Below are 23,163 nucleotides of genomic sequence, written 5' to 3'. Positions count from 1 at the left end.
CCCGCCATTTCCGTTCTAAGAAATGCGGAAGAGCGCTTGGGGCGGATTATAATATCGCCGGTTTTCCGAATAGGCGGCAACTTATAGAACAACGATATGTGAAAATAAATTCATCTTGACAATGGTTGAAATACGTCAACTATCGTAGATGGCGAACATATGATGGGAACAGTCAGCGAAGTTGCTGACGGAACGAATATCAAAACCCAATCGCCGATCGGAACCGGTAACTTTTGCCGGGAGCCGCGATGTCCCATGTGGAGGGGCATTGCTACATATGGGGAGTAGCAATGATGCGATCAGTAGAAAATAGCTTGAAGCTGCTATGTGGAGCCGGGGTGACGGCGTTGTGCATTGCGGGGGCCGCGCAGGCACAGGCCCAATCGGCCCCTGGTTCGAGCGTGAACTCAGCCCTGGATGAAATTGTCGTTACCGCGCAGCGCCGTGACGAGCGCGCGCAGGACGTTCCCATTGCGATTACGGCATTTTCGCCAGAGCGTCTCCAGCAGCAAGGCATAACGCAGCCGCAAAATTTGCAGGCGACGGTTCCGTCTCTGGTGGTTGGCAACAACGGCAATCCCTCACGTGAAGCGCAAAGCTTTACGATCCGAGGGCAGGGCGCGACCTTCCAGGCGTCGCCTGGTGTGGTCGTTTATCTGAATGAAGTGCCGCTGCCCGCGCCGATCTCAATTCCTCAACAAGGCGGTGCCGGTAATTTCGTAGATCTGGAGAATGTCCAGGTCCTGAACGGTCCGCAAGGAACCTTGTTCGGACGTAACACGACTGGCGGCGCAGTGCTGCTGGTTCCCAAAAAGCCGACGAACGACTTTGAAGGCTATGTTCAGGGCAAGTTCGGTAATTACGAAAACAAGGAACTTGAAGGTGCGATCAACGTCCCGATCGTGGATGACAAGGTTTTGCTGCGGGTGGCCGGAGCCTATCAGGATCGTGATGGCTATACGCGGGACGTGGTCTGGAACACCGATCGCGATAATTTGCACTGGTATTCCGGGCGTGTTGGGCTGACGCTGCGGCCGACCGAGACCTTTGAAAATTATACCATGGCCTATGGGGCGAATTCCCGGACCCATGGGACCGGTACGGTCAACACGCATCTCAACGTTGCGGGACTGGCGGCCACCAGTTTTGTCGGCCTTCCTTTCTGCGTTGAAGGACCGACAATCCCTGGCTTTAGCGCATCGTGCGACGTCTACAGGGTGGCTAGCGCTGAAGCAGGTGCTCGTGGACCCAGACAAACAGCCCATGGCACCAATTCGTTTCAAAGGACGAAGACCTGGGGTGTCACCAATACTTCCACGCTCAAACTGAACGAAGAACTGACGCTGCGTAACATAGTCAGCTATCAACGCTTCAAGACGACATATGCCGTCGACAGTGACGGCACCATCTTCCAGTTCGACGATGGCGATCCAAGAAGCTATCCGGCTCGGGGCGTAGTCACGTTGCCCGGGGACGGCACCCCGATCATCTACGATAATGCTTCACCGACGCGGCTACCGCGAGATGATATCAAGGTTTTCACCGAGGAATTGCAGCTTCAGGGCGATTTGTTTGACAAGCTGCTCACCTTTACCGCAGGCGCATTCTACTATGATCAGCGTCCGGCCGGGACTCAGGGGGCGGGTGCAACTGGCTTCTGTCCAGCTTTGTTCACCGGCAACCCATTGGTTTGCGGCGTGTATGACATAAGATATGCGATCACCAATACGTCGAAAGCGCTATACGCGCAGTCGACGCTGGATTTGGGACTGGTTTCGCCTGCATTGCAGAACCTCAAGGTCACCGGCGGCATTCGGTACACTTGGGATAGGGTCAGCGGCTCGGCGGGTCTGTATCAGGTAATCGCTCCAGGGGCATTCTTCTGCTTCGCCGACAATACGATCGCACCAGACGCCGCCGGTTGCTCATTTGAGGCGAATCTGAAGACCAATGAGCCGACCTGGAACATTGGTGTAGATTACAGATTTTCGCCTGAGCTTCTCGTCTATGGCAAGATCAGCCGTGGCTACAAGGCCGGTGGCATAAACGCCAATGCGGTGTTTACCACCACCCGAACTTTCCCGCCGGAGTTCGTCACATCCTATGAAGCGGGCTTCAAGTCGGATGTGCGACTGGCGGGCATGCCGCTTCGGCTCAACGCTACCTATTATTATCTGACCTATAAGGGTATTCAGCGCGCGACCGGTGACTTCAATCCCGACACTGGGGCCGCTGGCGCAAGGGTTCTTTCCGCAGATGCGCGCATCCAGGGCATAGAGGCGGAAGCGTCGCTGCGGCCGATTCCCGGTGTCGAGATCGGCGGTACGTTCAGCTATACAGATGCCAAATATAAGAAATACGAATTTGCGCCGAGCAGCCCCACTCAGGACTGTACCGGCAATGTCATAACTGCTCCGGCGACTGTAGATCTGACCTGCATCCCGTTCCAATATGTGTCGCCGTACATCTACAGCTTCCACGTGTCGGCAGAGCAGCCGCTTGGCAGCGATCTCGGCACACTTGCGATGTTCGTCAACTATTCACACACCTCGGCGCAGCATACGGCGGGTACCAGCCTTCCTGGGGAGCAGCCGGGCGAACGGCTTGAACCATTCGGAACGCTGAACCTGTCGCTCGATTGGCGGAATGTTGCGGGTAGCCGTGTGGACATAGGCTTCTACGCGACCAACCTGACGAACAAGCTGTATCGCGTCAGCAACAGCAACACCTATAATAGTCAGTTCTTTACTGCGACATTATACGGCGAACCCAGAATGTACGGGGTCCGTCTGCGCTACTCATTCGGAAAATGACTTGAAGTTCCGAAGGGTTGAATATGCTTATAATGAAGAGCGATGAATATGTCAGATGTGAATAAAGTAGTTCCTTTAGGCTTTACGAAGCTGATCGTGCAGGACCTTGACAAGGTTGCGGCTTTCTATGGCGCCGTATGCGGCCTGGTCGAGGAAGCGCAGGCCGATGCGGAAATCGCAGGGCGTCCCATTCGGGAACTGTACTTCAAGTCAAATCCGCCGGGCACGGGGAACTTCACGCTGACGAAGTTCCTCGACGTGGAAAAATCGGCCACAGAGTCGGTTATCCTGGGGTTCATCGCCGATGATATCCACCGGTTCGTGGAAAGTGCCGCCGCCGCAGGTGGTGTTGTGGTCGTGGCTGCTCATCCGGAGCCCGAACATGGCGTACATGTGGCCTTCGTCAAAGACGTCGAAGGCAATTTGATCGAGGTGGTCCAACTCATGTGAGGCGCGTGGTCATCACGCGTATAAATGTGGGCGACCATCTTGTGACATCCAGCGCCTGAAGGCTTCTGGATCAGGGGAAAGGGGGAGGTACATGGTGCCTCCCCCAACTTTCATAACGGCGCTTGTCGATCGATGATCGGCGCCGCAGTTTCAAGTCAGCCGCGGAAGTTGCCGGAATAGGCAATCTCTTCGAGAGGCTTGCGGTTGCTGGGTTCTTCGCGCGCCTGCAGCTTTTCCGGAAGAGACGCGGGGTCGCCCATCCGGCCAATAGCTACGGCGGCCTCTATCCGGAACCCGTCCGGAACGCCCAACTCCGCCCTGGTTTTGTCCATATCGATCCCGACCATGCCATGGGCGTGATAGCCAATCAGAGTCGATTGCAGCGCTATGGCCGACCAGGCGGCGCCAGCGTCAAAACTGTGCGAATGGCTGGGCTTGTCCGGCGACCCCATGGTCGTTTCGCTCAGGATGAACAAAAGTACCGAAGCTTCCTTGGCCCAGATCGCGTTGAAGGGGATCAGCAGATCGAGGAAACGCGCCCAATTGGCGGCGTCGTCACGCGTCGCATAGAGAAAGCGCCAGGGCTGATAATTGAAGGAAGAGGGCGCCCAGCGTCCGGCATCCAATATGGTGCGCAGATCGTCAGCGGGCATGACGGAGCCATCAAAGGCGCGCGGCGACCAGCGATTTAGAAACAAAGGGTTGAGGGCCGTATCGGTTTCCCGGTTGAGCGTCATGTCTTTAAGGGTCCTTTGCAAACAAGATCGATTTCACACAGGCTTATCGCTGCAGATCACCAGAAATGCTTGACTAAAAGTTGTCGTATGTCAACGTCCGGACAGCGGCGACGATCGCAGGGTCGCGCTTCGGACCATTATGTTCTGCGGTTACTATTGATCATGGTTGCCCGATGGCCTTCCGCGCGTGCAACCTTCGTAGCAGGATAGCGGAAAGTTGGAGCGGGTAGCCCTTTGATAACCATGTCGCGAAGGGTGAATAACGCTATCGACTTTTCATAAACTGAATGGTCAGATGACATGCGAGCAGAACTTTTCATCAATTCAAATCAGCGCTACGGGGGAGTATGACTGATCTTAAGGTGAAAAAGGCCAAGCTTGTCGCTCCTCCTCGCCCGGGAGTATATTCCCGGGGGTCCGACACGGTCGATGCAATCCTCAAGGCCGCGTTGCACGTTCTCGTCGATGAGGGCGCATCTGCGTTCACCCTTCGCCGGATTGCTGCCGAATGTGGGATGAAGGTCGGAAATGTGAGCCGTCATTTCCCGCGTAAGGAAATGCTGGTTCAGGTGCTGCTGGACGAACTGCTGAGCCCGACCGTGGGCGAGGCGAGGGTCAGCCTCACCAATCAAGGATTACCCGCCGAAGAAGCGCTCGCACTGGTCATCGGGGGCACCTTGGACGAAACGAAGACGAAGAAGATGACCCACCTGTTTACAGAATTGTGGGCGATGGCGAACCACAATCAGTTCGTCGCGGAACGGGTCGAGATGGTTAATCAGTATATGCACAATCTGATGGCTTCCTATGTCGCCGAACTCAACCCGGCGCTTTCCCCCGAGGAAGTCGACATCGTGACCCTGTTCATCAACACGTCGATCGAAGGGTCAACGATTTTGGCGGGATATGGCAAGCCGTGGGAGGCCCAGATGCCGCAACTGAAGGCTTTTGCCGTCAAATCTATGATCAATCTTGCCAAGACCATCACTCCCGAGGAAGTGAGAGGGCTTCGCCCGGCTGCGTGACGGTATAGCGTGGGTCTTGGCCGCGGCCGTACATCAGGACATCAGGCGATTAAAGCGGATGCAAGTCTGCCCAGGCTGAGCAGGAGGCGGCGAGAGCGCCGACGATAGCCGACAGCGCGAGCAATCCCGCGATCAACCGTTCCTGCCAAGCGAAGCGGCGTGCTGTATACAGGCGTTGCCCATTCAGATACGCATTGCCTTGATCATCGAGGCCGATGAGTGCCAAGCCGTCCAGTGAGATGACGCGAACGTTTTCCGGCCAGTGACGTGGCCGGATGTTGGTGCGCCAATGTTTCAGGTCCGCGTAGAATTCAGCTTCTGATATTTCGTGAACAGGAAGAGCGGCTTGTTCGCTTGATTGTGATGCCACTTAGGATGCTCCCTTGTCGCCCGATGGAGGTATCGCGTCAGGCGCCCCTCGATCGTTGCCTCCACCGCGATCAGTCATCAAGCCCACTGCCTCCGCCAAATATCAGCGATCGGCAGAGGAGGTGATGGCCAAGTTCATATATGGCTTAAATTTTCTAGATTGCCGAATGTTTGGATGCCCGACAAGGATTCGAACCTTGATTGACGGAGTCAGAGTCCGCTCTCTTACCATTAGAGGATCGGGCACCAAGGCGGGTGTAGCCCGCATCGGAAGCGCGCAAATAAGCTGGTTGGATCGGCTGGTCAAGGGGCTTGCGCCGGAAAATGCCGCATAGTTCGGTCAGGAAAAAGCCCGCCGGACTGCTGACGCGTCCGGCGGGCTCTTTCATCTTCCCTTGCGGGATCGATGGGCTTGGGAGCCGCTATCCAAGATAGGAAGCGGTCCCCATGATTTCAAAGCTTCAGTCGAGATCCTGGGTGGTGAAGTCCTCACCCTGAACCGCGCCGAGCGGATCGTCGCCAATGGCGGCTTCCGGACCCTGCGCGAGTTCGGCAGCATGCTCTTCAGCAGCCGTCTTGGGCGCGATCAGGTCAATCTGGCTGGAGGCGCGCAGGGCGGCCCGCATAGCGGCGTCACGCGACGAGGCGGCAACGCGCATGCGGTTCATGCCAGCGCCCGTACCTGCCGGGATGAGGCGGCCGACGATGACGTTCTCCTTGAGGCCAACCAGCGTGTCCTTCTTGCCCTGAACCGCTGCTTCCGTGAGGACGCGCGTGGTTTCCTGGAAGGAGGCCGCCGAGATGAACGAACGCGTCTGGAGCGAGGCCTTGGTGATACCGAGCAGCACCGGCTTGCCAGCGGCGGGCGCGAAGCCCGGCTGGAGCTTGGCGTTGATCTCGTCCATTTCCTCGCGGTCGATCTGCTCGCCCACCAGCAGGGTGGTGTCGCCGGACTCGATGATCTCGACCTTTTGCAGCATCTGACGAACGATCGTCTCGATGTGCTTGTCGTTGATCTTCACGCCCTGCAAGCGATAGACTTCCTGGATTTCCGCGACCAGATATTCGGCCAGCGGCTCGATGCCGAGCACTTCCAGAATGTCATGCGGATCGGGCGAACCGCCGATCAGGTTATCGCCGCGCTTCACGAAGTCGCCTTCCTGAACGTCGATCACCTTGCTCTTGGGGATCAGATATTCGACCGGCTCGCCGCCATCCTCGGGATTGATGGCGATCTTGCGCTTCGCCTTGTAATCCTTGAGGAACTGGACGCGGCCCGAGACCTTGGCAATGATCGCATTGTCCTTGGGCTTGCGGGCTTCGAACAGTTCGGCGACGCGCGGCAGACCGCCGGTGATGTCGCGGGTCTTCGCGGCTTCGCGAGAGACACGCGCCAGCACGTCACCGGCCTGCACCTGCGCACCGTCATCGACCGACAGGGTCGCACCCACCGCCAGCATGTAGCGAGCGGCTTCGCCCGACTGATCGTCGAGCAGGGTGAGGCGCGGACGCAGATCTTCCTTGGTACGGGCCGACCCGCGATGCTCGATGACGACGCGCTGGGCGATGCCGGTCGCTTCGTCGGTCTGCTCGGTCAGCGTCTTGTTGTCGATCAGGTCGACATATTTCACGATGCCCGGCTTTTCCGTGATCACCGGCATGGTGAACGGATCCCACTCGGCAAAGCGCTCACCCTTCTTCACGGTGTCGCCATCCGCAAACAGGATGGTCGCGCCGTAAGGCAGGCGGTGCGTTTCGCGTTCGCGACCTTCGGAGTCGATGATCGCGATCTCGCCGTTGCGGGCGAGCGACAGGCGACGGCCATTCTTGTCGGTGATGGTCGGCATGTCGCGCAGTTCGATCGTGCCGTCCGACAGGGCTTCCAGGTTCGACGTTTCGTTGAAGTTCGCCGCGCCGCCGATGTGGAAGGTACGCATGGTAAGCTGCGTGCCCGGTTCACCGATGGACTGCGCCGCGATGACGCCGACCGCTTCACCGATGTTGACCGGCGTACCGCGGGCGAGGTCACGGCCGTAGCATTTGCCGCACACGCCCATCCGGCTTTCGCAGATCAGCGGGCTGCGGATCTTCACGGCCTGGGTGCCGATAGCCTCGATCTGCGCGATCATGGCTTCATCGAGCAGGGTGCCGATCGGGATGACGATGCTGCCATCCTTGCTGTCGACGATGTCCTGCGCCGTGGTGCGGCCCAGTATACGCTCACCGAGCGAGGCGATGACGGAACCGCCCTGGACGATGGCCTTCATCTCCAGCGCCTTTTCGGTGCCGCAATCTTCCTCGACGATGGTGCAATCCTGCGACACGTCGACCAGACGGCGGGTCAGGTAACCCGAGTTCGCCGTCTTGAGCGCGGTGTCGGCCAGACCCTTACGGGCGCCGTGGGTCGAGTTGAAGTATTCAAGGACGGTAAGGCCTTCCTTGAAGTTCGAGATGATCGGCGTTTCGATGATCTCGCCCGAAGGCTTGGCCATCAGGCCGCGCATACCGGCGAGCTGCTTCATCTGGGCCTGCGAACCACGGGCACCGGAGTGCGCCATCATGTAGATCGAGTTGATCTGGGCCATGCGGCCGGTCTGCGGGTCCTTGGGCTGGGCACGGATCTCGTCCATCATGGCGTTCGCTACCACGTCGCCGCAACGGCTCCAGGCGTCGATGACCTTGTTGTACTTTTCCTGCTGGGTGATCAGGCCGTCCTGATATTGCTGCTCATAGTCAGCCACCAGCGCCTTGGTCTCGGCAACGGTGCCTTCCTTCGAATCCGGGATCACCATGTCGTCCTTGCCGAACGAAATGCCGGCCTGGAACGCGTGGCGGAAGCCCAGCGCCATGATGGCGTCGGCGAACAGCACCGTGTCCTTCTGACCGGTGTGGCGATAGACCTGGTCGATGACGTCACCGATTTCCTTCTTGGTCAGAAGGCGGTTGACGACGTCGAAGGGCACCTTGTGCGACTTGGGCAGACATTCGCCCAGCAGCATGCGGCCCGGCGTGGTCTCGAAGCGCTTCATATACTGCTGACCGTTTTCGTCGGTCTGCGGCACGCGGCTGATGATCTTCGAGTGCAGCGTCACGGCCTTGGCATAGAGGGCCTGATGGACCTCCTGCATGTCGGCCAGCAGCATGCCTTCGCCCGGCTCCCCTTCGCGCTCCATGGACAGGTAATAGATACCCAGAACCATGTCCTGCGACGGAACGATGATCGGCTTGCCGTTCGCGGGGGAGAGGATGTTGTTGGTCGACATCATCAGCACGCGGGCTTCCAGCTGGGCTTCCAGCGAGAGCGGCACGTGGACAGCCATCTGGTCACCGTCGAAGTCGGCGTTGAAGGCCGAGCAGACGAGCGGGTGAAGCTGGATCGCCTTACCCTCGATCAGCACGGGTTCGAACGCCTGGATGCCGAGGCGGTGGAGCGTCGGCGCGCGGTTCAGCATCACCGGATGCTCGCGGATCACCTCGTCCAGAATGTCCCAGACTTCCTTGCGCTCCTTCTCGACCCACTTCTTGGCCTGCTTCAGGGTCATGGACAGACCCTTGGCGTCGAGGCGGGCGTAGATGAAGGGCTTGAACAGTTCGAGCGCCATCTTCTTGGGCAGGCCGCACTGGTGCAGCTTGAGTTCCGGGCCGGTCACGATGACCGAACGGCCCGAATAGTCGACGCGCTTGCCGAGCAGGTTCTGACGGAAGCGGCCCTGCTTGCCCTTGAGCATGTCGGACAGCGATTTCAGCGGACGCTTGTTCGCGCCGGTGATGACGCGGCCGCGGCGACCGTTGTCGAACAGGGCATCGACGGCTTCCTGCAACATGCGCTTTTCGTTGCGGACGATGATGTCCGGCGCGCGCAGTTCCATGAGGCGCTTCAGGCGGTTGTTGCGGTTGATGACGCGACGATAGAGGTCGTTCAAGTCCGAGGTCGCGAAGCGGCCGCCGTCTAGCGGCACCAGCGGGCGCAGTTCCGGCGGGATGACCGGCACGACGTCCAGAATCATCCATTCGGGGCGGTTGCCTGATTCCAGGAAGCTTTCAACGACCTTGAGGCGCTTAATGATCTTCTTGGGCTTCAGTTCCGACTTGGTGACGGCCAGTTCGTCCAGCAGCGCCTGCTTCTCGCCCTCAAGATCGAGATCCATCAGCATCTGCTTGACCGCTTCCGCGCCGATCCCGGCGGAGAAGGCGTCTTCGCCATATTCGTCCTGCGCGTCGAGCAGTTCGTCTTCGTTCAAAAGCTGGAACTTTTCGAGCGGGGTCAGGCCCGGCTCAGTGACGATGTAGGATTCGAAATAGAGGACGCGCTCCAGCTGCTTGAGCTGCATGTCGAGCAGCAGGCCGATGCGCGAGGGCAGCGACTTCAGGAACCAGATGTGCGCGACGGGCGCGGCCAGTTCGATATGGCCCATGCGCTCGCGGCGGACCTTCGACACCGTGACTTCGACACCGCACTTTTCGCAGACGATGCCCTTATACTTCATGCGCTTATACTTGCCGCACAGGCACTCATAGTCCTTGATCGGACCGAAGATGCGCGCGCAGAACAAGCCGTCACGCTCGGGCTTGAACGTGCGATAGTTGATGGTTTCCGGCTTCTTGATCTCGCCGAAGGACCAGCTGCGGATACGCTCCGGGGAGGCGAGGCCGATCTGGATCTGGTCGAAGGTTTCGGCCTTCTGGACCGGGTTGGCGAAATTGGTCAGTTCGTTCATCTTTTTCATTCCCTCATGAGGGCAAATCTTTGGAGCGAAGGGGAGGGCGCGCCCGTCAGGCCGCGCCCCGCAAACCCTTTATTCCGCCGCCTGCGCGAAGCCGTCGTCGTCCTCGACCTCGTCCATCGCGGCGAGTTCGACGTTGAGGCCCAGCGAGCGCATTTCCTTGACCAGCACGTTGAAGCTTTCGGGGATCCCGGCCTCGAACGTATCGTCGCCCTTGACGATCGCTTCGTAGACCTTGGTACGGCCGACCACGTCGTCCGACTTCACCGTCAGCATTTCCTGCAGCGTGTAGGCAGCGCCATAAGCCTGAAGCGCCCACACCTCCATTTCACCGAAGCGCTGGCCACCGAACTGCGCCTTACCGCCCAGCGGCTGCTGGGTAACAAGCGAGTACGGCCCAATGGAACGAGCATGGATCTTGTCATCGACCAGGTGGTGCAGCTTCAGCATGTAGATGATGCCGACAGTCACCTTACGGTCGAAGCGGTCACCCGTGCGGCCGTCGAACAGGTCCGACTGACCCGATGAGTGCAGGCCCGCCAGCTCCAGCATCGCCGACACGTCGGCTTCGCGGGCGCCGTCGAACACCGGGGTCGCCATCGGAATGCCGCGCTGCAGATGCTCGGCCAGATCGATGATCTGCTCGGCGGTGCGGCCTTCGATCTGATCGGCATATTGCGGGCCGTAGGATGCAAGCAGCCGTTCCTTGACCGCGTCGGGCATGGCGCCCGCCTGCGGGTTCGGATTGGCTTCACGCCATTCCTCCAGCGCATGCTTGAGTTGCTGGCCGAGGCCACGGGCAGCCCAGCCCAGATGCGTTTCGAAAATCTGGCCGACGTTCATGCGCGACGGCACGCCCAGCGGGTTGAGCACGATATCGACATGGGTGCCGTCTTCAAGGAACGGCATATCCTCGATCGGCAGGATGCGCGAGATGACGCCCTTGTTACCGTGACGCCCGGCCATCTTGTCGCCCGGCTGCAGCTTACGCTTCACCGCGACGAAGACCTTGACCATCTTCAGCACGCCCGGAGGCAACTCGTCGCCGCGCTGCAGCTTATCGACGCGATCCTCGAACTTTTCGACGATCAGCTTCACCGCTTCGTCATACTGCGCCTTGACGGCTTCGATGCCCGCCTGACGGGTGTCGTCCGCGACGGCGAACTTCCACCATTCATGACGCTCGACTTCGCCCAGCAGGGCCTCGTCAATCTCGACGCCCTTCTTGATGCCCTTGGGAGCAGCGGCAGCGGTCTGGCCGAGCAGCATTTCCTGGAGGCGGTTGAAGGTCGCGCGGTTGAGGATGGCGCGTTCGTCCTCGCGGTCCTTGGCGAGACGGTCGATTTCCTCCCGCTCGATCGCCATGGCGCGCTCGTCCTTGTCGATGCCGTGGCGGTTGAAGACGCGGACTTCCACGACCGTACCGGCAACGCCCGGCGGCAGACGCAGCGAGGTGTCGCGCACGTCGCTCGCCTTTTCACCGAAGATCGCGCGGAGCAGCTTTTCTTCCGGGGTCATCGGCGATTCACCCTTGGGGGTGATCTTGCCGACCAGGATATCGCCCGGCTCCACTTCGGCGCCGATGTAAACGATGCCTGCCTCGTCGAGGTTGCGCAGCGCTTCCTCGCCGACGTTCGGAATGTCGCGGGTGATGTCTTCCGGCCCCAGCTTGGTGTCGCGGGCCATGACCTCGAACTCCTCGATATGGATCGAGGTGAAGACGTCATCCTTCACGATCCGCTCGGAGATCAGGATGGAGTCTTCATAGTTGTAGCCGTTCCAGGGCATGAACGCGACGAGCGTGTTGCGGCCCAGCGCCAGCTCGCCGAACTCGGTCGATGGGCCATCGGCGATCACGTCGCCGCCTTCGATCAGGTCGCCCACCTTCACCAGCGGACGCTGGTTGATGCAGGTGTCCTGGTTCGAACGCTGGAACTTCTGGAGCGTGTAGATATCGACGCCCGACTGGCCGGGTTCGATATCGCCGGTGGCGCGGATGACGATACGGGTCGCATCGACCTGATCGACGATGCCGGGACGCTTGGCGGCGATGGCCGCGCCCGAATCCCGCGCAACCGTGCCTTCCATGCCGGTGCCGACGAACGGCGCCTCGGCATTGACCAGCGGCACGGCCTGACGCTGCATGTTCGATCCCATGAGCGCGCGGTTGGCGTCATCGTTTTCCAGGAACGGAATGAGCGAGGCCGCGACCGACACCAGCTGCTTGGGGCTGACGTCCATCAGGGTGATGTGGTCCTTGGGCGCCATCAGGAATTCGCCCGCTTCACGCGCCGAGATCAGGTCTTCGGCCAGCGTGCCATCAGCGTTCAGCTCAGCGTTCGCCTGCGCGATCGTGTGCTTGGCTTCTTCCATCGCCGACAGATAGACGACCTCATTGGTCACCTTGGTGTCGATCACCTTGCGGTAGGGCGTCTCGATGAAGCCATATTTATTCACGCGGCTGAACGTGGCGAGCGAGTTGATCAGACCGATGTTCGGGCCTTCCGGCGTTTCAATCGGGCAGATACGGCCATAATGGGTCGGGTGCACGTCGCGGACTTCGAAGCCCGCGCGCTCACGGGTCAGGCCGCCCGGGCCAAGCGCCGAGACGCGGCGCTTGTGAGTGACTTCCGACAGCGGGTTCGTCTGATCCATGAACTGCGACAGCTGCGAAGAGCCGAAGAATTCACGCACGGCGGCCACGGCGGGCTTCGCGTTGATGAGGTCGTTCGGCATGACCGTCGACACGTCGACCGACGACATGCGCTCCTTGACGGCGCGCTCCATGCGCAGGAGGCCGACGCGATACTGGTTTTCCAACAGCTCGCCCACCGAACGGACCCGGCGGTTGCCGAGATTGTCGATGTCGTCGATCTCGCCCTTGCCGTCCTTCAGGTTCACCAGTTCCTTAACCACGGCGAGGATGTCCTCGACGCGCAGGGTGGTGACCGTGTCCTCGGCATCAAGGTCGAGACGCATGTTGAGCTTCACGCGGCCGACGGCCGAGAGATCATAGCGCTCGGGGTCGAAGAAGAGCCCCGCGAACAGCGATTCAGCGGTTTCCTTCGTCGGCGGTTCGCCGGGGCGCATGACGCGATAGATGTCGCTCAGGGCCTGGTCGCGCTCTTCGGCCTTGTCGGCCTTCAGCGTGTTGCGGATCCAGGGGCCGGTGGTGACATGATCGATGTCGAGCAGTTCGAGGCGATCGATGCCCGCCTTGTCCAGCTTTTCGAGGTTTTCAGGGCTGACTTCGTCACCGGCCTCGATGTAGATTTCGCCGGTCTTCTCGTTGATGAGGTCGTAGGCGCTGTAGCGGCCATAGACTTCCTCGGTCGGGATCAGCAGGGTCTCAAGACCGTCCTTTTCCGCCTTGTTCGCGGCACGAGGGCTAATCTTGTGGCCAGCGGCGAACACGACTTCGCCGGACTTGGCATCGACGATGTCGAAAGCGGGCTTCTGGCCGCGCCATGCTTCGGCGAGGTAGGGGATCTGCCAGCCGCCTTCGCCACGGACGAACACGACCTTGTTGTAGAAGAAGCCGAGCATGTCTTCGGCGGTCAGGCCGAGCGCATAGAGCAGCGCGGTGACCGGCAGCTTGCGCTTGCGGTCGATGCGGACGTTGACGATGTCCTTGGCGTCGAATTCGAAGTCGAGCCACGAACCACGATAGGGAATGACGCGCGCGGCGAAGAGATACTTGCCCGACGAGTGGGTCTTGCCACGGTCATGGTCGAAGAGGACGCCCGGCGAACGGTGCATCTGCGACACGATAACGCGCTCGGTGCCGTTGACGATGAAGGTGCCATTGCCCGTCATGAGCGGCATGTCGCCCATGTAGACGTCCTGCTCCTTGATATCGAGCACGGAGCGGGTTTCAGTGTCCTGATCGACTTCGAACACGATCAGGCGAAGCGTGACACGCATCGGCGCTGCATAGGTGATGCCGCGCTGACGGCATTCCTCGACGTCGTACTTCGGCTCTTCCAGCTCGTAATGAACGAAGTCCATCTCGGCGGTGCCAGCGAAGTCACGGATCGGGAAGACCGAGCGCAGGGTCTTTTCGAGGCCCGACACATAGCCGATCGACGGGTCCGACCGCAGGAACTGCTCATAGCTCTCCCGCTGGACTTCGATCAGGTTCGGCATCTGCACCACTTCGTGGATGTCGCCGAATACCTTTCTGATGCGCTTCTTCGCGCCGGTATTGCTGATCGTGGGGAGAGCTTTGGTCGCCATTGCGTTTCCTGCCTGTAATTCGTCGCATTTTTTCGCATCGCAGCGAAATTCAGCCTGACGAGACGGGTGAAAGGGCTGATTCGCCCTTCTGCCGCCACGCAAAAAAGTGCGGGCCGGGACTGTCCGATCCGCACTGTCAGCACCTTGTGACCCACCAAATGTCGCCCAATCCCGCCGGTTTCGCGCGCTATTCGAAACCGGTCCCCGGGCGATCCAGGGGACGGTTCATGCTCGCCGGAAGGCTTGCAGGAACCGGATTTTCAAAACGCCATATAGAGCGATCGCCACCTTTTGTGAAGGGGCAGATCGTCCTGATCGCAATGGCCGCGATATGAAGTGCCTATGTTAGAAAAGTCGCGTGAGCTCGTAAAAACCTCCACCGATCAGCGCTGCTGCGGGAAGGGTGACGACCCATGCGATGACGATACTAGACGCCACGTTCCACCGTACCGCCGACAAGCGGCGAGAGGCGCCCACGCCGACGATGGCCCCCGTTATCGTGTGCGTGGTTGAGACTGGGACGCCCAGATGCGTCGCCATGAACAGCGTGATTGCCCCGCCGGTTTCGGCGCAAAAACCCTGAGCAGGTGTCAGTCGCGTGATCTTCGATCCCATGGTGTGGACGATCTTCCATCCACCCAACAGTGTGCCAAGACCCATCGCTGCCTGGCAGGAAATCACCACCCAGAAAGGAACGTGGAATTCGCCCGTGAGCATCCCCTGCGAATAGAGCAGGACGGCGATGATCCCCATCGTCTTCTGCGCATCGTTGCCGCCATGGCCCAGAGAATAGAGCGAGGCTGAGACCAGTTGGAGCTTTCGGAACACTCGATCGGCACCTTGCGGCGTGAAGCGGCGGAATATCCAGCTGATGATCAGGACCAGCAACAGCGCCAGGAGCAGGCCGATCGCGGGAGACATGACGATGGCGGCGCTGGTCTTGAACACGCCGCTCCATACGACAGCGCTCAGGCCCGCCTTTGCCGTGCCCGCGCCCAACAAGCCCCCGATCAGCGCGTGGCTGCTGGAAGAGGGTATGCCAAGGCCCCAGGTTATGAGGTTCCAGGCTATGGCACCCATCAACGCGCCGAAGATCACCTGGGCGTCAATGATGTTAGCATCCACAATGCCTTTGCCGACGGTTTCCGCGACGTGCAGCCCAAAGAATAGAAAGGCGATGAAGTTGAAGAAGGCGGCCCAGGCCACGGCATATTGGGGCTTTAGCACACGGGTCGATACGATCGTGGCAATGGAGTTTGCCGCGTCATGCAGGCCGTTCAGGAAATCGAACGCCAGCGCGATGCCGATGAGGGCAATGAGCAGCGGAAATGCGAGCTGAGCTTCCATCGCGGGTTATACTCTGTCCTGCAGGGATCGAAGCATATTGGGTCCGTTCGGTGGTTCGCGCCGATTGAGAAGAGGCTTAAGGATCGGCCGTTTACGAGCGTGCGAGCGCGCTGTGGTCAGTGGAAGATCAGGCGTGGTCGATGACCAGCCCGGAGATTTCGTTGGCGACGTCCTCGAACCGGTCGGTCACCTTCTCCAGATGGGCATAGATTTCGTTTCCGACGACGAAGTCCATGGGGTTGCCTTCCCGCGCCTGATTATACAGCGCCTTGAGGCCCGCCTCATGCAGTATGTCGGCATGCCCTTCCAGCTTCACCAACCGCTCGGTCAGGTCATGCAATCGCACCGAATTGAGGCTTAGCGAGCGCAGCAGCGGCATCGCCTCGGCTGTGATGCGGGCGCACTCCACGATAAGAGCGCTCATGTCCTGCATCTGGGGAGCGAACTCCTTGACCTCGAACAGGGCGATCGCCTTGGCGGTCTGGTTCATCTGGTCGATTGCGTCGTCCATCACGCCGATCAGGCCGGTGATGGCGCTGCGGTCGAAGGGCGTCACGAAAATGCGACGGACATCCTGCAGCACTTCGCGGATGATGTCGTCGGCTTCGTGCTCGCGCGCGGAGATCTCTTCGATCTGTGCGTCCATGTCCGGGCCGCCCTTCAGCAGCTTGGCGAGCGCATCGGCCCCGGCGACGAGCGTCACCGCATGATCCTCAAACTGTTCGAAGAAACGCCCCTGTTTGGGCATCAGCGCGTGAAACCACCGCAGCATTCCAGTCCTTTCGCTTTGCCATTCCTTGATCCGCAGCAGCGTTCGGATGAACCAGCCCGGATCGCGCGGCGGTTCGCGAAAGGCCGCGATGATCGTTTGAAGATCGGGTTCCTCGACCGCTTTCGCGGCCTCTGCGACCGGAAACCAGCGCAGTTCCCTCTGCCCCTGCTCGGGCCATTGCGACAACTGGCCGGTCACTGCAAGGGGGAAAACTTCAACCGTGGCTTCGCGCGATCCGCCTTTGCGGCGACGCTTGTCATAACGATAGCGGCCCAAGGGAGCGGGGCAGGCGATGCCATGTATGCCCGCTTCCTCATAGGCTTCCAGCTCAGCGGCCCGGTGTCCGGCCATCCCCTTGATGCGATTTCCCTTGGGAATCACCCATCGGCGGGTTTCGCGCGATGTGATCAGCAGGATGCGCATCGACCCATCGGGATCAGTGGCATAGGGCAGGGCGGCAATCTGGCGCATTACCAGTCCGCCCCTTCAGCCTTAGCCATAAAATGCCCCTCATTCATGAGCGCCTTGTAACCAAACTGTCACATTGCGCAATGAACTAGGTTGGTCAGATGGATAGTCGAGCCGTCAGGCGGATATCCCGTCCAGCAAGGGGCGCATAATCCTTGAGGAAGCTGGCATGCCGCCGGGCCGCGACATCGAATATATTGTTCGCCGACAGGCTGATGGTGGTCCGGTCATTCCCTTTCAACGGCTTGAAGGACAGCGATGCGTTGACGAGCGTGAAGCCATCCGTGCGGGTTTCGGTCGAGGCGATCCTGTCCTGCGCAAAACTATGTTCGACCTCGCCCCGGAAGCTCAGGCGGTCGCCCTGAAGTTCGATCCCTCCGAGTAGCCGGAGCGGCGGGATGCGTGGCGCAGGGCCTGAGCCGGTGATGGTTGCGCGGACATAATCGGCGAGGCCATCCAGATTGACCTTGTATCCGCCGACTTCCCCGAGCTTGACCGATGCCTCTGCTTCAAAGCCGAGATAGCGGGCGTCCGCCTGATTATATTGGAAGCAAGGGAATTCCAGAGGCTCTCCGCCGTTCACCGCCATGCAGGCGGTGTCATCCACCAGCGCATCGTAGATGTAGCCGTTGAACCAGTTGTGATAGGCCGAGAGAGACAGGTTGTAGCCGGGGCCTTCCCCCCGCAGCGTGGCTTCCACGCCCCAGCTTTTCTCCAGGTCGAAGTTCGGGTTGCCAAGCTCGAATGCTTGCGTCCCGGCGTGATTGCCGCGCGCGAATAGCTCTTCAGCCGAGGGCGCGCGTTCGGTGCGGGCGAGGTTCAGGCCGACCCGCCAGCCTGGACGTATCTCCTGGCTGGCGCCGATCGAGCCGGAAAACGCGTCGAAGCTGCGCTGATAAGCGGGATTGAACAAGGTTGCGTCCGCGTCCGCCCCGACCTTGTTATGTTCATAGCGTCCGCCCAGTTCGATCCGGCTGCTGCCAAGGTCGAAGGATTGAAGCGTGAAAAAGCCGAGTTGCTCCGTCCGGTTGCGGGGCAGGAATTTCTCTTCACCCTCGACATGGAAGTTGCGGGCGAAGAATTGGGCGCCGACGGCCCCGTCCCATCCGCCTCGCTTTGCCTGCACCAGTTCAAGCCGCGATTCGATCGACAGGTTATAGAATGTGGTGCCGACCTCCCCGGATGGTTCGATCTCCTGATGCTGATAATCGGCGAAGCCCGCGCGAAGGCGGATGGAATCCAAGATGCCGCCATTGACCGGCAGTTCGGCGCGCATGTCGGCGCGGTCCTGCTTCATGTGGAGGCGGACCTGTTCGGCCTCTGATCCCGGCTCGACCGAATAGCGGACGGGGACGCCGTAGAGATTGTCCGTGTGGGCGATCGAGAAACCCAGGTTGCCGCCGTCGGTCACGAGCGCCGCCCCGCCAGCCACTTCCCAGGTGCGCGCGGCGCTGTTGGGAAGCTTGCCTCGCAGATCGGCGAGGGGTGTGATGGCGGGGTCTCCGCTGGCTGCGGCCTGAGCGCGCAGGGCTGGGGTGAGGATGTAATTGCCGGTGTCGAGATCGCCGCTCTTCGAATAGCTGCCGTCGAAGTGGACGACGATTTTGTCCGTTACCGGCGCTTCGATCTCGGCCGAACCGCTGCGTTCGTTGGCGGCGCTGCCGTAATTGGCGATGCCTTCGATGTGGATCGGCTCGTCGGGCAAGCGGCGGGGGATGCGGCTGTCGATCACATTGACGACCCCGCCGATCGCCGAGGAGCCATAGAGAAGGGCGGCGGGGCCGCGCAGCACTTCGATGCGGTCGGCGGTCAGGGGATTGATCGCGACGGCGTGATCGACCGAGGTGTTGGATACGTCGAAGCTGCCGACGCCATCGGTGAGGATGCGTACCCGTTCGCCCTGAAGACCGCGCAGGATCGGGCGTGAGGCGTTGGGGCCGAAGGAGGTGGCGGAGACGCCGGGTTGATGGGCGAGGGTTTCGCCGATGGTAGGGCGTAGGTCGCGCGTCAGCTGAATGCCGGAAAGGACGGAGGTGCCGGACAATATGTCACCCTGGCGACGGGGGATGATGGCGGTGATGACGATGTTGGGCTGTTCATCATGATAGGTGCCGGGCTGGGTTGATGCCGATTGGGCGAGGCCGGGGGAGGCGAGGCAGATTGCGATGAGGGCGCAGCTGGCGCGGAGGAGCGGCAGGGGGGAATTCATGAAGGAAACCCTTGATTGAAACAGTTGTGAGGCGCCTCTAACTTAAATGTTATAACGTATCAATTGATTTTGGCTCATGTTTTGGGCGGGCTGTCGAGGAAGGGATAGAGGGCAGCCGCCGGGCGTCCGCAGGCGGGAAGAAAGTGGCGCGGATCAGCTATCCGGCGTTGATGACCACGGATCAGTGGCCCGCCGCTGAGGATCGGCGATCAAGTGTCATCGACCAATGACCCAGGGCCAAGATCGATCGGACCCGGTGCAAAAGTCAGAGGAAGAGAAACTCGGCGAGCGCGCTCACTGGCGAGTCTGCGTGGGCGCGGGCGCGCAGGGCTTGGCGGATCTCGATGGAGGGGAGGGGGCGTTCCAGGGGGAGGCGGCGGATGCCGTTCATGCGGCCGAGGTCGCGCGCGAGGGGGCCGAAGGCGGCGAAGCAGCCCGCGCCTTCGCGCAATATGGTCATGATATCGAACATATTGTCGGTTTCGAGCACTGGCGCGCCCATGCTGATGCCTTCCCGGTCGAGCGCTTCATCGATGATGCGACGCAGGCCGTTATTCGGCTCCATGGCGAGCGTGGGACTGATCCGGAGATCGTCGGCTGTGACGATGTCGCGCCGGGCGAGCGGATGGTCTGCCCCGGCGTAAAGGTTGATCTGTTCCGACCAGCCATAGCGGGAGGCGAAGCCCGGCTGTTCCCCCAAGGCGTAGAAATAGGCGATATCGACGCGGCCCTGCTCCAGTGCCGCACGCGCCTCGCCGGCGAGGTGGATGGAGAGGTCGAGCGTGATCGCGATATCCTCATTCGCGGCCTCGAACGCGGCGAGCGCTTCTTGGAAGTGGCCGAAAACGGGGGCGGGGGCGGCAAGGGTGATCGCCTGCCGCGCTGGTGCGGGGGGAGGCTCCGCAGGCGCGGCTTCAGGCGCGACGGGCGGAGGGGAAGGAGGGGCTGCTTCGTCAAGTGCCCAGCTGTCGGACTGATCCTGCGACAAGAGGGTCATCGCCTCGGCGGTCTTGCGCCCGGCGGCAGTCAGCCGTTGATGATCAGGCGGACCTTCAAACAGATGATAGCCAAGACGCATTTCCAGAGAAGCAATTGCGCGTGCGATGTCTTCGACCGGGACGCCCAGATCGCGGGCGCAGCGCGACATGCTGCCCGCCGCCACCATCTGCGCAAAAATGTCGAGTTGACGCAGGGAAGGCGTGGCCATGCGGCGGTGATAGTGCAATTGGGACGCCGGGTTAAGCGCGATCTTTGGCGGTGGTGGGGTGTGTCCTTGATGACCGGGCCGGAGTGGCAGCCGATTGCGCCGACAATTCCGCTTGGCATCTGCGGTGAGTTCGGCAATCAGGCGCCATGATCAGTCGGTTCAGGCGGGCGGTGGCGGATAACGCCGGGGACAAGCGCGGCTTTGCGAATATCGTCCGTAACACCGGCTGGCTGCTTGGCAGCAAGGGGTTGGGCGCGGTGCTTAGCCTTGTTTATCTCGCCATCGCTACCCGAACGATGGGTCCGGCGGGCTTCGGTGTATTCAGCCTGGTCATCGCTATCGCCCAGTTCATCGCCCGTATCGTCACCTTCGACAGTTGGCAGGCGGTCGTGAAGTTCGGGCAGGCCCCTTTGCAGGACGGCCAGAAATCCGCATTGGCCAAGCTGGTCGGCGCTACCCTGACGATCGACCTGCTGAGCGCGGTGGCGGGCATAGTGCTGGCGGCGGCCATCGCATTGCTGCTGGGGCCGGTTCTGGGTTGGAACAGGTCCGTCGCGTGGATGGGTTTGGGCTATGCGTCCGTCGTGCTGATCGCGACCCGATCGACGGCAGTCGGCATATTGCGCCTGATGGATCGCTTTGCAGCGGCCGCATTCGCCGAAAGCATGATGCCGATCATGCGCATGGCAGGTGCGCTGGTTGCGTTGTGGTTCAATCCGACGCCGCTCGGCTTTCTGATGGCATGGGCCTTTTCAGAGGTCGTGGTTTCCCTGACCTACTGGATTCTGGCGTTTCGCCATGGCCGCAGCCGCATCGGCTGGGTGAAGCCGGTTTGGATTGGAGAAGCGCGGCAGCACTTTCCCGGAATCCTGAATTTCTCGGTCGCGAGCAACATCAACCTCAGCCTGCTGGCACTGATCAATAATGTGCCGATATTCCTGGTGGGCATGTTCGCGGGCACGACGGGAGCGGGTTACTACCGGCTTGCGGCGCAATTGGGCAACGCGTTGACGACCTTCTCGCAGCTTATGTCGCGTGCCATCTTCGCGGAGTCCACGCGCCATCATATGCGCGGTGGGCGAGAGGGCGACATGACCGCGCTGCGCAAGCTGTCCCGGCAGATCAGCGCGGCTGCGGCTTTGAGCGCTGTCCTGATCATCCTGCTGCTCTGGCTGGTGGGGGAATGGGTGTTGGTGAAGATGTCCGGCGTGGCTTACCTGCCTGCCTATCCGCTGCTGCTGCTGCTGGCGGGCGCGGCGGCGATCGAGATGGCGGGGGTGAGCTTCGATCCCATTTTGATGACCATTGATCGGCAGCGGCTGACGGTGATGGTGCGATTGGTCGAATGCGCGATATTGGGCGTGATGCTGGCGGTTCTTCTGCCCCGGATCGGGGCGCAAGGCGCTGCGCTGGCGGTGCTGGTGGCTTCGATGGGCGGCTTTGTGATGCGGGCGGCGGCGGTGCGGCGGCATTTGAGATAGGGTTTAGCGGATCGCACCTCTCAAGCTCAGACATTCCTTCGTTTCGAATTATTCCTTCCGTTCGGGCCGAGCTTGGCGAGACCTCTCTTTTTCATTCTTACGCATAAGAAGTAGAGCCGTTCGACAGGCTCAGGGCGAACGGGGATGGGGCGCGCCGGACGCTTTAGCTCAGCATTTCCGCGAACAGCGCCTGATACTGTGAGAGCGCGGCATCGACGCCATATATGCGCACCGCTTCCCGCGCGCGGTCTGGATCGGCGGGGCGCGAGAGTGTCCAGTCTATCGCTTCTGCGAAAGCGGCGGCGTCCCCGACCGGCACCATCAGATGCTGTCCAGCATCGGCGATGATGTGCTGAAGATTGGGGGTGCAGTCAGTGATGACGATCTGGCAGCCGCAAGCGAGCGCTTCGATTGCGGTGGCGGTGAGGCCTTCCCAGCGCGAGGACTGCAACAGGACTTCCGAACCGCCATAAAGCTCCGACAGCGCCTTCGGGTCAGAGACGAAGCCCAGAAATTGGATGCGGTCGGCTATGCCAAGGTCGGCGGCTTGCTGCTTGAGGTCGTCGAGCAGCGGTCCCTGCCCGGCAATGCGCAGACGCCAGTCATGTCCTTTCACCTGGGCGAGCGCGGCGAACATCGTGCGATGGTCTTTTTGTGCGACGAGGCGGCCGACCGCGAGCAGCTCCCGCACGGCGCCTGGCGCGGCGGGGCGGCGGTTGCTGCCTACCTGCTCCAGCAGAGGGGTTACGGTGGGACGGGGTAGGAAGGCGACCTTTGCCCGGATCGAGGAGCAGCCCCCGGCGAGCAAGTCGGCATCGCTGCTGCCCATGACGATAGTCCGTCCGCTGAGCCACGCGGTCAGTTGAAAGCGTTTGCGCCGCAGCCACGCCAGCACGCCGCGCCCGCCCGGTCGCACGATAGGATTGGATATGCGGCCCACCGCCTCCGCAGGCGTTCCTGCCGCTGCCAGCGCGACCAGCAGGTTGCTTTGATTGCCAGCCGAATAGAGGATGTGCGGCCGATAGCGCCGGATCATGGCGCGGAGGGTGGGCAGTTGGGTGAGCATCGAGAGGCCGCGAGGCAGCGCCGCCGCAGGTACTTGGCGCACTGTCACGGCGGGCGCTATCAGAGCGGCGAGAGGGCCGTCGGTGCGGGCCATCCATAGTTCCGCGCCAAATCCCTGCGCCGCCAGATGATTGGCAAGCAATATCGCGACGCGGTCCAATCCGCCGTCGCTTGGCTCATACAAATAGATGGCGACCTTATGGGACCGATCCAGCGCGGCCGGGGAGCTGAGTGAAAGAGGATGGCCGATGCCCATGATG

The 23,163-nt window shown here is 60.9% G+C and carries 13 protein-coding genes and 1 tRNA gene; 4 read left to right on the top strand and 10 right to left on the bottom strand.

Features of this window, described 5'->3' with window-relative positions; translation table 11 throughout:
* The first annotated feature begins 290 nt into the window (after window positions 1–290).
* Window positions 291–2,813: a TonB-dependent receptor gene (locus ACZ5U1_RS08570; protein ID WP_464778045.1), complete on the top strand. Its 2,523-nt coding sequence runs from the start codon at window positions 291–293 to the stop codon at window positions 2,811–2,813.
* Between the two features lie 42 nt (window positions 2,814–2,855).
* Entirely contained in the window at window positions 2,856–3,263 is a 408-nt protein-coding gene (locus ACZ5U1_RS08565) for a VOC family protein (protein ID WP_460986517.1), read from the top strand.
* 155 nt (window positions 3,264–3,418) lie between these two features.
* Here the strand turns inward: ACZ5U1_RS08565 and ACZ5U1_RS08560 are convergent, their stop codons facing one another.
* The gene (locus tag ACZ5U1_RS08560; RefSeq protein WP_464778044.1) at window positions 3,419–4,000 is read right to left on the bottom strand and encodes a nitroreductase family protein; all 582 of its coding nucleotides are present in this window, start codon (window positions 3,998–4,000) and stop codon (window positions 3,419–3,421) included.
* A gap of 347 nt (window positions 4,001–4,347) precedes the next feature.
* Here ACZ5U1_RS08560 and ACZ5U1_RS08555 point away from each other — a divergent pair, with 347 nt between their 5' ends.
* A complete protein-coding gene (locus ACZ5U1_RS08555) occupies window positions 4,348–5,025 on the top strand; it encodes a TetR/AcrR family transcriptional regulator (protein WP_464778043.1) in 678 nt (225 codons plus the stop codon).
* Between the two features lie 49 nt (window positions 5,026–5,074).
* Here the strand turns inward: ACZ5U1_RS08555 and ACZ5U1_RS08550 are convergent, their stop codons facing one another.
* The 8 genes from ACZ5U1_RS08550 to ACZ5U1_RS08515 form a co-directional block, all read right to left on the bottom strand.
* The gene (locus ACZ5U1_RS08550) at window positions 5,075–5,395 is read right to left on the bottom strand and encodes a hypothetical protein (protein ID WP_464778042.1); all 321 of its coding nucleotides are present in this window, start codon (window positions 5,393–5,395) and stop codon (window positions 5,075–5,077) included.
* Window positions 5,396–5,566: 171 nt separating this feature from the next.
* Window positions 5,567–5,640, bottom strand: a tRNA-Gln gene (locus ACZ5U1_RS08545).
* 215 nt (window positions 5,641–5,855) lie between these two features.
* Window positions 5,856–10,112 carry a DNA-directed RNA polymerase subunit beta' gene (gene rpoC / locus ACZ5U1_RS08540; RefSeq protein ID WP_464778041.1) on the bottom strand — a complete coding sequence of 1,419 codons (4,257 nt, stop codon included), beginning with the start codon at window positions 10,110–10,112 and terminating at the stop codon, window positions 5,856–5,858.
* Window positions 10,113–10,190: 78 nt separating this feature from the next.
* Window positions 10,191–14,354 carry a DNA-directed RNA polymerase subunit beta gene (rpoB, locus tag ACZ5U1_RS08535; RefSeq protein ID WP_464778040.1) on the bottom strand — a complete coding sequence of 1,388 codons (4,164 nt, stop codon included), beginning with the start codon at window positions 14,352–14,354 and terminating at the stop codon, window positions 10,191–10,193.
* A gap of 345 nt (window positions 14,355–14,699) precedes the next feature.
* On the bottom strand, window positions 14,700–15,701 hold the full coding sequence (locus ACZ5U1_RS08530; protein ID WP_464778039.1) for an anion permease: 1,002 nt from the start codon (window positions 15,699–15,701) through the stop codon (window positions 14,700–14,702).
* A 127-nt stretch (window positions 15,702–15,828) separates the two neighbouring features.
* A complete protein-coding gene (locus ACZ5U1_RS08525; protein WP_464778038.1) occupies window positions 15,829–16,944 on the bottom strand; it encodes a DUF47 family protein in 1,116 nt (371 codons plus the stop codon).
* A 94-nt stretch (window positions 16,945–17,038) separates the two neighbouring features.
* Window positions 17,039–19,150, bottom strand: coding sequence for a TonB-dependent receptor (locus ACZ5U1_RS08520; protein ID WP_464778037.1), 2,112 nt, complete (start codon window positions 19,148–19,150; stop codon window positions 17,039–17,041).
* A gap of 265 nt (window positions 19,151–19,415) precedes the next feature.
* Window positions 19,416–20,357: a LysR family transcriptional regulator gene (locus ACZ5U1_RS08515; protein WP_464778036.1), complete on the bottom strand. Its 942-nt coding sequence runs from the start codon at window positions 20,355–20,357 to the stop codon at window positions 19,416–19,418.
* Between the two features lie 146 nt (window positions 20,358–20,503).
* On the opposite strand from ACZ5U1_RS08515, the gene ACZ5U1_RS08510 reads away from it, so the two are divergent.
* Window positions 20,504–21,838 carry a lipopolysaccharide biosynthesis protein gene (locus ACZ5U1_RS08510; RefSeq protein WP_464778035.1) on the top strand — a complete coding sequence of 445 codons (1,335 nt, stop codon included), beginning with the start codon at window positions 20,504–20,506 and terminating at the stop codon, window positions 21,836–21,838.
* 163 nt (window positions 21,839–22,001) lie between these two features.
* On the opposite strand, the gene ACZ5U1_RS08505 is transcribed toward ACZ5U1_RS08510, so the two are convergent.
* Complete coding sequence (locus tag ACZ5U1_RS08505; protein ID WP_464778034.1) at window positions 22,002–23,159, bottom strand: glycosyltransferase; 1,158 nt, start codon at window positions 23,157–23,159, stop codon at window positions 22,002–22,004.
* Window positions 23,160–23,163: the final 4 nt, after the last annotated feature.

It is taken from the genome of Sphingobium sp. TomTYG72 (assembly GCF_055394715.1).
Note: the sequence above shows the minus strand (reverse complement) of the source record. Positions and strands in the feature narration are given on the sequence as shown.